The 16,002-nt window shown below is 41.6% G+C and carries 10 protein-coding genes; 7 read left to right on the top strand and 3 right to left on the bottom strand.

Annotated elements, in window-relative coordinates; genetic code table 11:
• Nucleotides 1-177: 177 nt before the first annotated feature.
• Nucleotides 178-1,953 carry a DNA polymerase III subunit gamma/tau gene (locus tag ACH11B_RS12635; RefSeq protein ID WP_377612398.1) on the top strand — a complete coding sequence of 592 codons (1,776 nt, stop codon included), beginning with the start codon at nucleotides 178-180 and terminating at the stop codon, nucleotides 1,951-1,953.
• 88 nt (nucleotides 1,954-2,041) lie between these two features.
• Here ACH11B_RS12635 and ACH11B_RS12640 read toward each other — a convergent pair whose 3' ends face one another.
• On the bottom strand, nucleotides 2,042-2,455 hold the full coding sequence (locus ACH11B_RS12640; RefSeq protein WP_377612396.1) for a hypothetical protein: 414 nt from the start codon (nucleotides 2,453-2,455) through the stop codon (nucleotides 2,042-2,044).
• A 95-nt stretch (nucleotides 2,456-2,550) separates the two neighbouring features.
• Between ACH11B_RS12640 and ACH11B_RS12645 the strand changes: the two genes are divergently transcribed.
• From ACH11B_RS12645 to ACH11B_RS12665, 5 genes are all read left to right on the top strand, one after another.
• Entirely contained in the window at nucleotides 2,551-4,443 is a 1,893-nt protein-coding gene (locus ACH11B_RS12645) for a 7TM diverse intracellular signaling domain-containing protein (protein ID WP_377612394.1), read from the top strand.
• A 296-nt stretch (nucleotides 4,444-4,739) separates the two neighbouring features.
• On the top strand, nucleotides 4,740-7,688 hold the full coding sequence (locus ACH11B_RS12650) for a SusC/RagA family TonB-linked outer membrane protein (RefSeq protein WP_377612392.1): 2,949 nt from the start codon (nucleotides 4,740-4,742) through the stop codon (nucleotides 7,686-7,688).
• A gap of 11 nt (nucleotides 7,689-7,699) precedes the next feature.
• Nucleotides 7,700-9,178, top strand: a complete 1,479-nt coding sequence (locus ACH11B_RS12655) for a RagB/SusD family nutrient uptake outer membrane protein (RefSeq protein ID WP_377612390.1) — start codon at nucleotides 7,700-7,702, stop codon at nucleotides 9,176-9,178.
• A gap of 2 nt (nucleotides 9,179-9,180) precedes the next feature.
• Nucleotides 9,181-10,620, top strand: coding sequence for a glycoside hydrolase family 30 beta sandwich domain-containing protein (locus ACH11B_RS12660; protein WP_404274028.1), 1,440 nt, complete (start codon nucleotides 9,181-9,183; stop codon nucleotides 10,618-10,620).
• A 117-nt stretch (nucleotides 10,621-10,737) separates the two neighbouring features.
• Nucleotides 10,738-11,247, top strand: a complete 510-nt coding sequence (locus ACH11B_RS12665) for an OmpA family protein (RefSeq protein WP_013665634.1) — start codon at nucleotides 10,738-10,740, stop codon at nucleotides 11,245-11,247.
• A gap of 75 nt (nucleotides 11,248-11,322) precedes the next feature.
• On the opposite strand, the gene ACH11B_RS12670 is transcribed toward ACH11B_RS12665, so the two are convergent.
• Both ACH11B_RS12670 and ACH11B_RS12675 read right to left on the bottom strand, forming a co-directional pair.
• Complete coding sequence (locus tag ACH11B_RS12670) at nucleotides 11,323-12,117, bottom strand: (Fe-S)-binding protein (protein WP_377612386.1); 795 nt, start codon at nucleotides 12,115-12,117, stop codon at nucleotides 11,323-11,325.
• Nucleotides 12,118-12,197: 80 nt separating this feature from the next.
• Entirely contained in the window at nucleotides 12,198-13,493 is a 1,296-nt protein-coding gene (locus ACH11B_RS12675; protein WP_377612384.1) for a 4Fe-4S dicluster domain-containing protein, read from the bottom strand.
• 237 nt (nucleotides 13,494-13,730) lie between these two features.
• Here ACH11B_RS12675 and ACH11B_RS12680 point away from each other — a divergent pair, with 237 nt between their 5' ends.
• Nucleotides 13,731-15,893, top strand: a complete 2,163-nt coding sequence (locus ACH11B_RS12680) for a S9 family peptidase (RefSeq protein WP_377612382.1) — start codon at nucleotides 13,731-13,733, stop codon at nucleotides 15,891-15,893.
• Nucleotides 15,894-16,002: the final 109 nt, after the last annotated feature.

The raw sequence follows: 16,002 nt of genomic DNA on the forward strand, positions 1-16,002 counted from the left end.
TTTATAATTGCAAACGTTCTTTTGCTTGTTGTTAAGTAGTTAAGTGGAGAAATAGTTAAGTAGGAGAGTATTTGATGGTCCAACAGAAACATAACAACTCAACGGCTCGACTACTTTTACTTCTCAACTAACAAAAGCCGATTGGCTAATTCCGGCAAAATCCGTACCTTCGTGCCGATGGATAATTTTATTGTTTCTGCGCGTAAATATCGGCCTTCAACCTTTGAAACGGTAGTGGGGCAGCAGCACATTACCGGAACGCTTAAGAATGCCATTAAGAACAGTCAGTTAGCACAGGCCTTTCTCTTTTGCGGTCCACGTGGGGTGGGGAAAACGACTTGTGCACGCATTTTAGCAAAAACAATTAATTGTCAACATTTAAGTTCGGAAATAGAGGCTTGTGGTACCTGCGACTCCTGTAAGTCATTTCAAAACGGCAATTCCTTTAGTATTCACGAACTGGATGCAGCTTCTAATAACTCTGTTGATGATATAAGAAGTCTGATTGAACAGGTTAGAATTCCCCCGCAGACCGGTAAGTATAAAATTTATATTATCGATGAGGTGCACATGCTTTCAACGCAGGCCTTCAACGCTTTCTTGAAAACATTGGAGGAGCCTCCCGCTTATGCTATTTTCATTCTGGCGACTACTGAGAAGCATAAAATATTGCCTACGATTTTATCTCGTTGCCAGATTTTCGACTTTAACCGGATTAAAGTTGAACATATTGCCGGTCACCTGGCAAACATAGCGAATAAAGAAGGCGTTGCTTATGACCAGGACGGATTGCATCTCATTGCACAAAAAGCAGATGGGGGACTTCGGGATGCCTTATCCATGTTTGATCAGATTGTTAGCTTTTCCAATAAGAACGTTAGCTATCAAGCAGTTATTGATAATCTGAATATCTTAGATTATGACTATTATTTTAAGCTAACCGATGCGATCTTTTCCGAAAATTCGGTGAATGCACTATTGGTTTTTGATGAGGTACTGTCCAATGGTTTTGATGGCAGCCATTTTATTTCGGGTTTAGCATCTCACTTTAGAAACCTATTAGTAGGAAAGGACGCCAGTACACTTAAATTATTGGAAGTAAGTGAAAATATTCGTCAACGCTATTTAGAGCAGGCACAACAAGCGGAGGTGGGCCTGTTGCTTTCGGCTTTAAATATCGCCAATCAATGCGAAATAAATTATCGAACGAGCAAAAACCAGCGACTGCAAGTAGAACTCGCTCTGTTAAAAATGTGCCACATCCGATCAGCAATCCAGTTTAATAAGCAAGCAATCGAAATGAATAACCGGCCTGAGTCGGTAAAAAAAAAACCTGATACTTTAGCAGTTAACGTGGTTTCAGCCCCTCCTCCTGTGACGGCGACGCCAAAGGAGCCGATGAAACCCACGTCTCCGGCAGACTCTTCGCCGAAATTGCAGGAGTCCACAGCCTCGGGAAAACTGAAGATTCCTAGTTTTAAGGATATCAAATTATCGTCCTCGATTCCCAGCTTAAGTGACGTTTTTAAAGATAAAAAGGAAACGGATCCTAACGCTGATCCCGAATATATAACGGGATCGGACCAGCAGCACTTTACCTATGACGATTTTTTAAAGGTTTGGCACGCTTTTGCAGATAAAGCGAAGGCCGAAAGCAAGATTACGCTTTTTACCTTAATGACCGCTAATCCTCCTAAACTCAGGGATGATTTCAAGGTAGAGGTAATCGTAGAAAATGCCATTCAGGAAAATTTATTGTCCATATCTAAAATTGATATGCTAAATGAATTACGGGTCAGATTGAAAAATTTTTCTATAGACCTGATTCCCGTACAAGCCGAATCGAATGTCGTACGTAAACCTTATACCAATCAAGAGAAGTATCAGGCAATGGTCGCTAAAAATCCTTTAGTGGATAAATTAAGACAAGAATTCAACCTGGGGTTTGAATAAGTTATTAGCCGTGAGGCCTGAGCCATTGGCTGTTGCATTTATTTATATTAATTGCTACACCTAAAGGCTAAAGCCCCTATAAGCAGTCCTAATCTCGTTTTGGATAACCCTCTTCATCTAGATCATCTCTTTCATCTTCAGGTGTTTCTGCTAATTTTTCATCCTCTTTACTTAAGCGTGTGATCCGTCCATTGTCGATATGCATGCCTAACTCTTTGACATCAGTTTCTAACGATTTGTCGGGGTCGTATTCATCGCCTACATACTGATTAGCTTCATCCCAATCCGAATTGTCATCTTCCCCCTGCGGCGCAGCAGTATCATAAGGATCTTCATGTTGATACTCTCTTTCTTCGTTCGGATAGTCCTTCGTGTTCGGATCAATATCGTACTCAAAGCTATCTTCCCGCTCATTATAACGTAAATTTTCTATATTACCACGATCGGCCTGATCATTGGGAATCTCTTCGTTCTTTTGAATATTCGGTTTATCCTTATTCATAATGCTTTTTCTTAAGTTCGTATTCTTCCTATGGAACAGTTGATTTTAAAATAGGTTTGTTAAAATGTGTTTAATCCGAAGCTGTATCTTTGTTTATGCTTAATCGATGTGTAATCACATTTTTTTTCTTTATCGGTTTATCCGGAATATTGTTTTCGGTTCAGGCACAGCAGCCGGTTTTACTAACAGATAGCCTACATCAACATATGTTCACTTTTGGAGAACTCAAATCCATTGTAGATACAACAGATAGGTTAACATTCGAGCAGATTCAGCAAGCTCGCGTCGCGTCGTTATTTAATACCAATAAAAGCAGCACTCCACAGAATACAGAAACCAACAAATACTATTGGTATAAATTACGCATTGATCACCGGGATACGCGGGAAAAGTTGTTTGTTCTAGAATTCTTTGACCAAACTATTGATGAGATTGAAGCTTATATTCCCACCCGGCAAGGCAGATATGCACAGGTCGTATTGGGTGATCAGTTAACGTTTTCTGCCCGTCCTTTTAGGCACAAAAACTTTGTGATTCCTTTGTATAACGAATTACAGGGAACGCATGACTACTACTTCCGTATTAAATCATCTCAGGTAGCAGATGTTATCATCGTCCTTCGTTCCATTGATTATTTTATAGGATATGCCTTGGGAGAGTATTTTAGTTTCGGTATTTTCTACGGCATGATCTTTATATTCTGTTTTTATAATATGGTTATGTTCTTCGCCGTAAGACAGAGAGCCTACCTTTACTACGTTTGTTACCTGTTATGTGTTGCCCTATTTGAAATGTGTACAGACGGTATCGCCTATCATTATCTATGGCCCCGTCTGTCAAACTGGAATCAATTTGCTTTTGGGATTGTTCTATGTTTGATGAGCATATTCGCCTTATTATTTACACAGCGTTTATTGCTGCTGCACCGAAAGGCCCCTCGCTTGCATTTTTTTATCTCTGTTGTTATTGCTGCCAGATTATTGTTCTTTGCTTATTGCCTGCTTTTTGATAAAAGTCTTTTCAATTATAAATTTCTGGAAGCTGTGCCACTTCTTGTCGCGTTTGGTTCAGGAATTTATATATGGACGACAGGCTATCGCCCTGCTCGATATTTTGTTATTGGCTATGGCTTCCTATTCTTCGGCTATCTCGTAAAGTTTCTCATTATGTTAGGGTTCACTTGGCTGAATTTTGGGATCATTTCCTATTATATATTAAGCTTCTGTTTTATTATGGAAATGACCTTTTTGTCATTAGCCGTGGGTGACCGCGTGCGTGTGCTTAAATACAGTCGCGATCGCGCGCAACAGCGCATCATCAAACAAATGAAAATTAATCAGGAGCTTAAAGATAATATTAACCGAGAGCTGGAAGCAAAAGTGACGGAGCGCACCAAAGAACTTATGGAAAAGTCCTCGATTATAGAGCAGCAAAACGAAGCGCTTTTTTCAGCCAATCATACCCTTCAGGAGCAGCGTGATGAAATAGCACGGATCAATGCGCTGCTTAATAAAGATAATGAAGAACTGAAAGAAAATGTAGAACAGGTTACTCGTGCGCGTGTGCTATCAACAGGTGTTCGGTTTGAGGAATTCAGTAAACTCTATCCCGATCAGGAGAGCTGCCTGAAATTTTTAGCAGAGCTTAAATGGAGGGAAGGTTATGAATGTAAGAAATGTGCAACCACCACTTATTATCCTGGGCATTTACCTTATAGCAGGCGTTGTTCGAACTGTGGCTACGAAGAGTCGGCGACGGCCCATACGCTCCTGCAAAATATACGTATACCTATTAACAAATCTTTCTACCTTATCTATTTAATCTACTCTACCAAAGGAAAAATATCCTCACACAAGTTATCAGATATCTTATCGATTAGGCAGAGCACCTGCTGGGCATACAGTAAAAAAATTAAACAGCAAATAGAAGAGAAGAAACTAACCTTTCGGAAATTGGGCGATAAAGGATGGAGTGAATTGCTTTTTTAGCCTTAGTAAAAGTAGATTATGGGCGCTAATAAATTAAAAAATCGACGGTGTTAAAGCGTATCATAGTGTATTTAGTACACATGCTTCTATTTTAAAGGAAAGGTGCTGAAACACAAGCATTGCGACCCGCTTTATATTCCGGTATTAAAGCGTATCAATTAATTTGTAATTATCTATATATCAGTTATTTACATATAAAAATATTTGTTTTTTTCCTGTTTTACCATCTATATTTGTCCCGGAATAAATAGCCAGCTAACAAGTAAACAATTTTAATTACACCAATTTATTAAACTATGTCGAGGAAGCTTTTACTAATGATTTTCCTATTTTTCATCTGCATCTCAAGTTACGGGCAAGGGACCACTGTGAGAGGCGTGGTGAAGGATATATCCGGAGATGCCCTGCCTGGTGTATCTGTTAAGGTGAAAGGAGGGACAGGGGGTACCACTACCGATGGAAATGGGCAATTTACGCTAAAGACACCAGACAATGCGGTATTGATTTTCTCTTATATCGGTTATCAGGTAAAGGAAGAAGCCGTACAGGGAAGCAGTACACTTGAAATTACACTATTGCCCTCCAATCAAGAGCTAGATGAAGTAGTAGTTGTAGGTTATGGCACGCAACGTAAAGGAGATATCACGGGGGCTGTAGGTGTCGTCTCACAAGAAGCTTTTGAGTCTAGACCTAACACCCAATTTGGAAGTATCTTGCAAGGTAAAACGGCAGGGGTGCAAGTATCCTCCCCCGGCGGTAAACCTAATGCGGGGTTGAACATTCGTATCCGTGGAACGAGTTCCATTACATCGAGCAGCGACCCACTGTATGTAGTAGATGGCGTACCGATAGCTGATACACGTTCGATTAATCCCGCTGATATCGAAAGTATGTCTATTTTGAAGGATGCCGCATCGGCTGCTATTTACGGTGCGCAGGGAGCAAACGGCGTTGTACTAATCACCACAAAGAAAGGCAAGGAGGGGAAGACTCGCGTTGACCTAAATGCCTATGCCGGCTTTTCTTCTGTATGGCGTAAACTCGATGTGCTAAATGCGAGTCAATATCGGGAGTTGATGACAGCGTTAGGAAGAAACACGGATTGGGATCGATACACAGCCAACACGAACTGGCAAGATGAAGTTTTTCAACAAGGGGCATCCCAGAATTACCAATTAGCATTTTCGGGGAAAAGCAATAAAACAACTTATTACTTATCCGGCGGTTGGACCAAGCAAAAGGGAGCTGTAAGAAGCGCCGAAATGGATCGTTATAACTTTAAGGTAAATTTGCAACAAGAAGTGAATAATTGGCTGACGTTAGGTACCAACTTAGGTTATACGCGTTACCATGATGTAGATGTGGCCGACAATCAAGCAGTTAATCAAGGAGGGGTCATTATGGGGATTTTATCTACACCTCCCAATATTGGAATTTACAATCCTAACGGTACCTTCACCAGTAACCCCTTTCAGGATTGGGAAAACCCCATTGCATTTACAGATGGATCTGAACGGGGTTATAGAAATCAACGGGTCATAGGAAATGCCTATGCAGAAATCACTTTTCTTCCCGGATTAAAGTTCCGCAGTAATTTTGGTATTGATGCAGGAAGTGGTGTATATGAATATTTCCTGGATCCGATCCGTACAAGCTATGGTCGTGCGCAGGAAGGTATTGGACGTTACAATACCGATCAACGTAATTACTGGATTGCTGACAACACCTTAACTTATAACAAACAGCTTGAAAAACACAATTTCGGTGCTTTACTGGGGATGGTGGCACAAAAAACCCAGTGGGAAAACAGTGAAACCGAACGTACCGGTTTTTCCGGTACATCGATTACGACACCCAATGCAGGCTCCGTGATACGGATAGCAAATGTGTCGAAAAGGGAAAAAGCAAATGTTTCCGTTATCGGGAGAGTTAACTACGATTTTGATGGTAAGTATCTGTTTACCGCAAACTTTCGTGCAGACAATAGCTCCAATTTCGGTTCGGAAAACAAATGGGGTTACTTTCCATCGTTTTCTGCCGGATGGCGTTTGTCAAAGGAAAATTTCTTAAATGAAGTTTCCTGGTTGGATGATTTAAAGTTGCGCGCAGGTTGGGGAATTGTTGGAAATGATAATGTAGGTGAATATGCTTATTGGGGGCGTGTAGCTAGTGATGCTAATTATCCCTTTGGAGGTGTTATATCCCCGGGAACCCGGCCATCCACTTTACAAAATGATAATTTGAAATGGGAGGAGACGAAGCAAACCAATATTGGCCTTGACATCAGTGTATTTAATGCTCGGTTAAATTTCAGTGCCGATGCCTATTTAAAGAAGACGAGCGACTTATTACTGAACGTTCCTGTACCTCGAGCAACGGGTTTTGATTATGTCTTACAAAATGCGGGAGCATTGGAAAATAAGGGTTTAGAATTTCAGGTAAATTCCCGAAACTTAGCGGGCGCGCTCAAATGGGAAACCGATCTAAATATTTCATTGAACCGTAACAAAGTAAGCGATTTGGCAGGTACCACTATTTTCGGTGCCAATATATCCGGAAGGGGAGATTTGAGTTATACTACCGTAGGCAACCCCATCGGCATGTTTTATGGTTATGTGTTCACAGGAGTAGATCCGCAGACGGGAGATGCTCTATATTTAAGAAACGACGGAACAAGCTCCAACAATCCATCCCCGGATGATCGCCGAATTATTGGAAATCCTAACCCTGATTTCATTTATGGACTAACCAACACCTTTGGATACAAGAACTTTGGATTCAGTATTTTTCTACAGGGAAGTCAAGGCAACGATATTTACAATGGTACGCGGGTAGAAATGGAAGGAATGATTGATGCTAAGAACCAAACAACGGCGGTGCTCGATCGTTGGACCAGTCCAGGGCAGCTTACCAATGTTCCGCGAGCTGTACCGGATAATACCAATAATTCACGGAACTCCACTCGTTTTGTTGAAAATGGTTCGTATCTGCGCGTAAAATCAGTAACCTTAAGCTACAATTTGCCGGAAACATTATTGAGTAGGTTGAAACTAAGCAACGTAAAAGTATATGTAACGGGCGAAAACCTATTTACCGTTACAAATTATAAGGGCTTTGATCCGGAAGTTAATGCTTTCACTAATACCAATGATGCTACGCAGAACAAAAACACTTTTGTGGGAATCGACTACGGAACGTACCCGCAAACGCGTAACTTAATCTTTGGCTTGAATGTTTCATTTTAAAGAAGATAGATATGACACGACATATAATAAGAGGTATGGTCGTCTGCCTTGTTGCGACAACCATCATTTCCTGTAATAAATTTACCGATTTAACGCCGATTTCTGAGGCCACTAATGAAAATGCTTATACCACAGCAAAGGAAGCAGAAGCAGCATTGACAGGAGCTTATGACGCGCTGCAGCAGGAATACTATGTTTGGGACAACATCATATTCAGCGATGTAATATCCGACAATTACTACGCAGGGGGAGATAACCCGGAGATTTTTGCTGTTGATAAATTACAAATTGTTCCTACAAATGGTCGCTTATTCACCAATTGGGGGCAGCTGTATGGAGGGATCGCCCGGGCAAATACCGTATTGGAAAAGGTGCCGGGTATTTCCGATCCGCAATTGGACGAAAGCGGAAGACGGGATCAGATCCTGGGAGAGGCTTATTTTCTTAGAGCCTTTCATTATTTTAATTTAGTGAAACTTTTCGGCGGCGTGCCCTTGATCTTGGTGCCTGTGGAGGCGAGCAAAACAGAAGAATACATCATTTCCAAATCAACTGAAAGCCAGGTGTATGATCAAATTATTGCTGACCTGGAACAAGCAGTGGCTTTGCTGCCGGATACTTTTTCCGATGAAAGCAGTATCAATAAGGCTCGGGCAACAAAAGGTGCCGCAAATGCTTTATTGGCGAAAGTGCACGCCCAAAGACCAGATCGCGACTATAACCGCGTGTTAAGCTATTGCGATGCCGTAATAAACAGTCCGGCCAATTATCAATTGTTGGCCAATTTTTCGGAATTATTTGATGGGGCGCATTACAATAATGCCGAGTCGATTTTGGAAGTGCAATATGTTGGCGCTCCCGAGGGTAATTTTGGTCCGCAGATGTTATTGCCACCGTCATTGAGTGGGGATACCTGGCGAAAATTTGTAACTCCGTCCCATGACTTGGTAAATGCTTTCGATAGCGAGGCAGATGTGGTACGGAAAAATAGCAGCATTTTATTTGAAAAAGTAAATTGGTTGGATGAGTTCTGGGGAAATCGGGCCGATAGTGAAGTTCCTTTTGCCTATAAGTGGAAAAGTGCCAGCGGTTGGGCCAGTTCCAATAGGCAGTATCTACTTCGTTTAGGGGATATTATTTTGCTGAAAGCAGAAGCTCTAAATGAATTGGGTAGAACGGCGGAAGCAAGGGAAATTTTAAATCAAATCCGACAGAGAGCAAAGATCAGTCCCTCCGAAGCCAACAGTCAATCAGCTCTACGAGCGGCCATCTTGAAAGAAAGAAGGCTGGAACTTTGTCAAGAAGCACAACGATGGGATGATTTAAAGCGCGCCGGTTTGGCGGTGGATGTAATGAATGGGCTGAATGAAATCGACTTACGCACCAATCAGCCAGTGGATTATAATATGACGACGGAGAAATTGCTGTTGCCAATGCCGCAACAGGAATTAGACCGAAATGGGCAATTGACGCAAAATCCGGGATACTAATTATGGTAGATATGCAGTTTGGGAAACTATATATGGCAATATTGGCCTTGATTATCTTTCTGTCTTGTAAACAAGGTCTTTCAAAGAAAGAGCGTAGCGAAGCACAAGCAAGCGATACCGGCAGCGAGATTACTTCTTATTTAACCAGAGGAGACCGTTCGGCTTTATTGCAAAAATCTTCGCTGTCTTTTGGCGGAAGTAAAGCCTCTAAAAATATCGTGGTAAACACGTTGGAAACTTATCAGGAGATTGATGGATTTGGATATACATTGACGGGGGGAAGTGCCGATCTTATCGCTTCTTTGTCGAACACCAAGCAGGATAGCTTGCTGGAAGAGCTTTTTGCTGATAAGGAGCAATCAATCCGAGTGAACTATCTCCGTATAAGCATTGGAGCATCTGATTTAAGTGCCACTACATTTACTTACGATGAAATGCCACCGGGTAAAACCGATCCGGACTTGAACTATTTTTCGATCGCCAAGGAAAAGGAGACGTTGATTCCGGTCCTGAAGAAGATACTGGCCATCAATCCTGATCTTAAAATACTGGGCTCCCCTTGGACGGCTCCTACATGGATGAAAACAAATGGAGCCTTTAAAGGTGGAAGCCTGAAAAAGGAGTACTACGCAAGTTATGCGCAGTATTTTGTTAAGTATATAAAGGAGATGGAAAAGGAAGGTATTACAATTGATGCGATTACCATTCAGAACGAACCCTTGCACCCGGGGAACACACCGAGTATGTACATGGAAGCAAAGGATCAAGCCGATTTTATTAAAACGGCTTTAGGTCCTGCTTTTGAATCTGCGGGCATAAAAACCAAAATAATCGTATATGATCATAATGCAGATCGGCCCGACTACCCGCTGGAAATTTATGCAGATAAAGATGCAGCAAAATATGTAGATGGAGCTGCCTTCCATTTGTACGGTGGCAAAATTGAAGCATTGTCGAAAGTGCATGAGGCTTTTCCTGATAAAAGTCTCTACTTTACCGAACAATGGGTGGGCGGTCCCGGCAATTTTCCGGAAGATTTGAAGTGGCATGTGTCTACGCTTGTTATAGGTGCTACGCGTAATTGGAGCAGGAATGTACTTGAATGGAATCTGGCAGCTGATGCCTCTTATAACCCGCATACACCCGACGGTGGTTGTACCAGCTGCCTAGGGGCTTTAACCATAGATGGCGACCGCGTAAGTCGTAATGTAGCTTATTATATTATAGGCCATGTCTCCAAGTTCGTTCCAACGGGATCCAAGCGTATAGCCTCTACATGGATGGATAGTTTACCCAATGTGGCCTTCTTAACTCCTGAGGGAAAGAGGGTGTTGATTGTTGTCAATGTGGAAAGCGAGGAACAAAGCTTCACATTTGAAGAATCGGAACGAAATGTACCGGCTACCCTACCAGGTGGATCGGTTGCTACCTTCGTTTGGTAAAAAGGATTTCGGTTTACGTTTTATCGAAAAGTTTGCTTTTCATGCTACTTTTGAGTTATTTTACCGTTTGTTAGATGATGCTTTGCCTCATCCTGTTAAAAAATCAAATAACTATAGATGAAACTTAACAAAATTGCTTTTATTGTTGCATTAGGAGCAGCTACGTTTTTCGTAAGTTGTAAAAGTAAAAAGCTGATTGTGAACGATGGTGCCGAAGTTGTCAATACAGGTGGTACGCCAGATCATATTGAAGGCGGTACCGTTTCCAGAACAGACGAAGGGGTGGTCCTTACTTTTGAATCCGATGTACTGTTTGCCACGAACTCTTCTTATCTGTCGGAAAAGGCGAAAGTAACAATGAAGAACATGGTGGCCTACATTAATAAGAATTACCCGAATGCACAAATTCAGATCAATGGCCATACCGACTCGACAGGTGAAGCGGATTATAACCAATGGTTATCCGAGAAACGTGCAGCATCGGTTAAGAACTATGCGGTATCCATAGGGCTTAATGGAAGCAACATCAAAACAAAAGGATATGGTAAAAGTAAACCGGTAGCAACGAACAGTACTGCAGATGGTAGGCAAAAAAATAGAAGGGTAGAGGTTATTATATTGAAATAGCTTTTAGCCTTTAGCGATTAGGGGTTAGTCTTTTGAAATGAAGTGCTAAAACTAATCGCTAACAGCTAAGAACTTCTAAAGATCATTCGCTCTGGCTGTTATCTCTGCGATATCCAATACCTGCACTTCCTGCTCCTTATTGTAGTTTTTAACACCATCTTTGAGCATTGTCATACAGAAGGGGCATGCTGCTGCTATGATATGTGGATCGGTTTGCAGCGCTTCATCAATCCGTTCGATATTAATATCCTTTCTTCCTTTTTCAGGCTCCTTGAACATCTGGGCACCGCCGGCACCACAGCATAGTCCATTGCTTTTACATCGTTTCATCTCTACAAGCTGTGCATCAAGTACTTCGAGTGCTTTTCGAGGAGCCTCATATACGTTGTTTCCGCGACCTAAATAGCAAGGGTCATGAAAAGTTATTCTTTTACCCTTGAATGGTTTTCCCTCCGTTTGCTTGAGTTTTCCCTCATCAATTAATTGTTGGATCAATTGGCTGTGATGAACCACTTCATATTGTCCGCCTAATGCAGGGTATTCATTTTTCAGCGTATTGAAGCAGTGCGGGCAAGCGGTTACGATCTTCTTTATCTCATACGTGTTTAATGTTTGGATATTCATTTGAGCCTGCATTTGAAATAGGAATTCATTGCCAGCCCGTTTAGCCGGGTCTCCGGTACAACCTTCTTCGGTTCCTAGTATGGCAAATTTAAGGCCCACATGATTCAAGATCTTACAAATGTCACGAGTGATGTGTTGAGCACGCTCGTCAAAGCTACCTGCACAACCTACCCAAAATAGTATTTCCGGATTTTTCCCCTTGGCTGCCATTTCGGCCATAGTAGGGATATGTAGCGTGTTATCCATTATTTTTATTTAAGTATCATGACTAAGTGTAAAGGATGTGCGTCCTCTTGATATATATTTATGCCTTGTATTTTCGATAACTAAAGGCCTTCTCTCCAGTTTACGCGATCAGCTTGTGCATATTTCCATGGAGCTCCGTTATTTTCAACATTAGCAAACATTGTATTCAAGCTGGATGGTGCCTGTGATTCTTCCATGACAATATATCGTCTCATATCCATAATAATTTCCAAGGGATTAATATTAACAGGGCAAGCTTCTGTGCAGGCGTTGCAGCTTGTGCAAGCCCAAAGTTCTTCCCGCGAAATATAATTATCTAATAGCGATTTCCCATCCTCTGTAAATGAGCCGTTTTTATCTATTTGTTTTCCGACTTCTACCATACGGTCCCGAGTATCCATCATGATTTTCCGCGGTGAAAGTAATTTTCCGGTGATGTTCGCCGGGCATACTGCGGTACAACGACCGCATTCGGTACAAGTATACGCATCCAGTAAATTTTTCCAGGTGAGATCCGTAATGTCTTTTACACCAAAGCGTGCAGGTTGATCACTTACCGGCGGCGCATAGGAAGGATCGAGCATCGCTTTGACTTCGTGCGTCACAGCGTCCATATTTGTAAATTGACCCTTCGGTTTTAGGTTGGAAAAGTAAGTATTCGGGAAGGCCAATACAATATGTAAATGCTTTGAATAGGGAAGATAATTCAAGAAAACCAATACACCCACGATGTGAAACCACCAGCAACTGCGCTCAATGACCCGAAGCGAATCCGGATTTTCAGGCAATAAAGGAAGCAGCAGAGAACTTATCGGGAAAGAGCCGGTGATCGATGTGCTATGAATTTGCAATTGCAATTTATAATCAGCTGCATTCATAGATAAGAATGCCGTCATTAAAGCTATCTCTGCAAGCAAAATAAGATTGGCATCGGTTCTTGGCCAACGGGTCATCTCTACTCCGAAGAAACGTTTTACATGTATAATGTTTCTTCGGAGTAAGAAGATCACGCAGCCGAGTAGTACAGAAAGAGCCAACCACTCGAAGCATGCTATCAGTAAATTGTACAGAGCGCCCAAACTGGAAAAAGCACGATGGGTGCCCGCTAAGCCGTCAATAACGATCTCCAACATTTCTATATTGATGATGATAAAACCTAGGTAAACAAAAAGATGCAATACAAAGGGAACGGGGCGCTTGGCCATTTTGCTTTGGCCGAAGGCAACACGAAGCATGGTTCGCCATCGCACACCAGGCTGATCACTCCTATCTGTCGGTTTTCCTAACTTGATATTCCGGATAATCTTGCGCGCGTTATAAGTTACTAAAGCAATTGCCGTCAATAAAATGATCGCAAAGATAATTTGGCCTATCATACAATATGGTTTTTTACGAAGTTACATAAAACTATTTATTATGCTTGCATAATAAATAAAATTTAGAAAAGATTTAAATTGCCAGATATGATGCTAAAGGTGTTGCTTATTACGCGATAAAAGAGGTTATGATTTTTTAGGACCTCTCACGCAATACGGTACGATTTTGTAAAAAACCAGGTACATGTCATGTTTTTTGCCTTTTTTATTTATTTTCCTCAAGTAATTCATTCGATTATGGTTAAAAGACTACTCCTACTTAAATTATCTGTTTTTATCAGCTGTGCGGTAACGGCGCAGCAGCCTACTGAATCTATTCAAGTTACAGATATGCTTAACATACAACGTATCAATCAGCTTGAAATTTCGCCGGATAAAAAACTGATCCTGTTTAATGTTCAAAAAATAAAGGGGCGAGAAAGTGATGTAGATAATTATGAATATGATAACCAGCTTTGGATGGCGAACAGGGAAGAACAATATAAGCTAAGGCAACTTACCTATAGTGAGCAGAATCCAAGTCAGCCTTCTTTCAGCCCGAAGGGAAGCGATATTCTTTTTGTTAGGACGATAAAAGGTAAACCGCAGCTGTTTTTAATGTCGTTATCCGGAGGAGAGCCGATGCAGCTTACCGATTTTAAATATGGTGCAAGCTCACCAAAATGGAGCCCTGACGGAAAGAAAATAGTATTTAGTGCCACCTTGAAATTGGAAGAGCTCCTGCAGGATTCGCTATTAAATCCGAAGCAACAACTGCCTTTATGGTTGAGTGAAAAACCCGGTTATCGAGATAATCATTATCTCGGAAGGTCGGATGCAAAAGCTAATCCAAATGGAAATCTTGCAGAAGTAAAGGCCTATCTGGCTCAGAATGAAAGGGAATATAAGGCAAAAGTAATCAATAAGCTACAGTTTCAGGGAGAAGCTGCTACCTCGAGTGAAATGCGCTTTACCCATTTGTTCGTCATTGCGGTTTTAGATGGTGCACCGCAGACCGCGCCAAGAGCAATCACGACGGGTTTTAACAGTTATAGTGATCCTTATTTTTGCAACAACGACCAAATCGTCGTTAATGGGAGGCTTTCGGATACAATATTTCCGGATCGTGCATTAGAAAGCGCTGTCTATAAAATAAGCTTGAGTAATCCTCTTCCTCAAAAAATATTGGGAAAAAAAGAGCTGTCTTATAGAATCAACACGGTATCTCCATTCGGGAACTATCTGATATATAGCGAATCCATGGTCGCTACACCGAATGTACCAAGTGTGCATGTGATGGATTTAACGGAATCTAAACACTTGTATCCAATTGACTTGGATCGGAATATGGGAAACTTCAAATGGGCTGAAAAAGAAGATCAGGTTTATTTTACCGCTCAAAGCAACGGAGGGATTCCACTTTATCGATTTTCGTTAAGGGGAGCCAAGCTGGAGAAATTATCGAGTGAACATGTAGGAATTGAAGACTACGTGATTGGAAAAAAAGTATTAGTTTATACCAAGACGAGTGTAAACAACCCGTGCGAACTGGAAATAGCCGATATGGATATGAAGCAAACCCAGAGAATAAGTTCTTTCAATGCAAGCTGGTTGAAGAACAGGAAACTCAGTTTGCCGGAAAAGCATGTTTTCAAGAACGAGGAGGGAATGGAAGTGGAGTATTGGGTAATGAAGCCCATTGGTTTTCAAGAGAGGAAGAAATATCCTTTATTGCTGGAGATTCATGGTGGACCGAGTGCCATGTGGGGCCCCGGCGAGAATAGTATGTGGCATGAATATCAGTTTTTCTGTGCAAAAGGTTATGGTATTGTCTATTGTAATCCGCGAGGATCGGGAGGGTATGGTGAAAGATTCCTTCGGGCAAATATGGATAATTGGGGAAAGGGACCTGCCAAAGATGTTTTGGAGGCTTTGGATCGAACAGTAGCGGAAGGTTGGGCTGATACGAGTAGACTGTTGCTGACAGGCGGTTCTTATGCCGGTTATCTGGTAAGTTGGATTATTGGGCACGACCAACGTTTTAAGGCAGCGTGTAGTCAACGAGGTGTGTATGATCTAAAGACCTTTTTTGGAGAAGGAAACGCGTGGCGGCTGGTGCCGAACTATTTCGGTGGTTATCCTTGGGAAGAGAAAACCAGACAAACGATCGAACGGGAATCGCCTATTAATTATGTGTCAAATATAAAAACTCCGTATATCATCTTTCACGGTGAGAATGATCTACGTACGGGTGTTATACAGAGCGAAATGCTATATAAAAGCTTAAAGATATTAGGAAGGCCGGTTGAATATGTGAGGCATCCCGGTGCTACCCACGAAATTACACGTAGTGGAGATAATAGGCAACGTATAGACCAGATGTTGCGTACTTACGAGTTTTTTGAGCGTTTTATTAACTGATTTTGTCCTTAGCTTTACCGCCCTCAGACGACATAGTAAAAAAGAGGGCGGCTTACTAAGGATTTTATATAACCAGGATGGTTTGTAAAAATAATTTTTGAAAGAATAG

Origin of the sequence: Olivibacter sp. EAT-5 (assembly GCF_044784325.1) — a bacterium.
Classification (GTDB): Bacteria; Bacteroidota; Bacteroidia; order Sphingobacteriales; family Sphingobacteriaceae; genus Olivibacter; species Olivibacter oleidegradans.

Excerpts from the sequence above, each read along its gene's own strand:
- ACH11B_RS12660 (WP_404274028.1), top strand. The coding sequence starts at position 9,181 with ATGGTAGATATGCAGTTTGGGAAACTATATATGGCAATATTGGCCTTG.
- ACH11B_RS12675 (WP_377612384.1), bottom strand. The coding sequence starts at position 13,493 with ATGATAGGCCAAATTATCTTTGCGATCATTTTATTGACGGCAATTGCT.
- ACH11B_RS12650 (WP_377612392.1), top strand. The coding sequence starts at position 4,740 with ATGTCGAGGAAGCTTTTACTAATGATTTTCCTATTTTTCATCTGCATC.
- ACH11B_RS12645 (WP_377612394.1), top strand. The coding sequence starts at position 2,551 with ATGCTTAATCGATGTGTAATCACATTTTTTTTCTTTATCGGTTTATCC.
- ACH11B_RS12655 (WP_377612390.1), top strand. The coding sequence starts at position 7,700 with ATGACACGACATATAATAAGAGGTATGGTCGTCTGCCTTGTTGCGACA.
- ACH11B_RS12670 (WP_377612386.1), bottom strand. The coding sequence starts at position 12,117 with ATGGATAACACGCTACATATCCCTACTATGGCCGAAATGGCAGCCAAG.
- ACH11B_RS12635 (WP_377612398.1), top strand. The coding sequence starts at position 178 with ATGGATAATTTTATTGTTTCTGCGCGTAAATATCGGCCTTCAACCTTT.
- ACH11B_RS12665 (WP_013665634.1), top strand. The coding sequence starts at position 10,738 with ATGAAACTTAACAAAATTGCTTTTATTGTTGCATTAGGAGCAGCTACG.
- ACH11B_RS12640 (WP_377612396.1), bottom strand. The coding sequence starts at position 2,455 with ATGAATAAGGATAAACCGAATATTCAAAAGAACGAAGAGATTCCCAAT.
- ACH11B_RS12680 (WP_377612382.1), top strand. The coding sequence starts at position 13,731 with ATGGTTAAAAGACTACTCCTACTTAAATTATCTGTTTTTATCAGCTGT.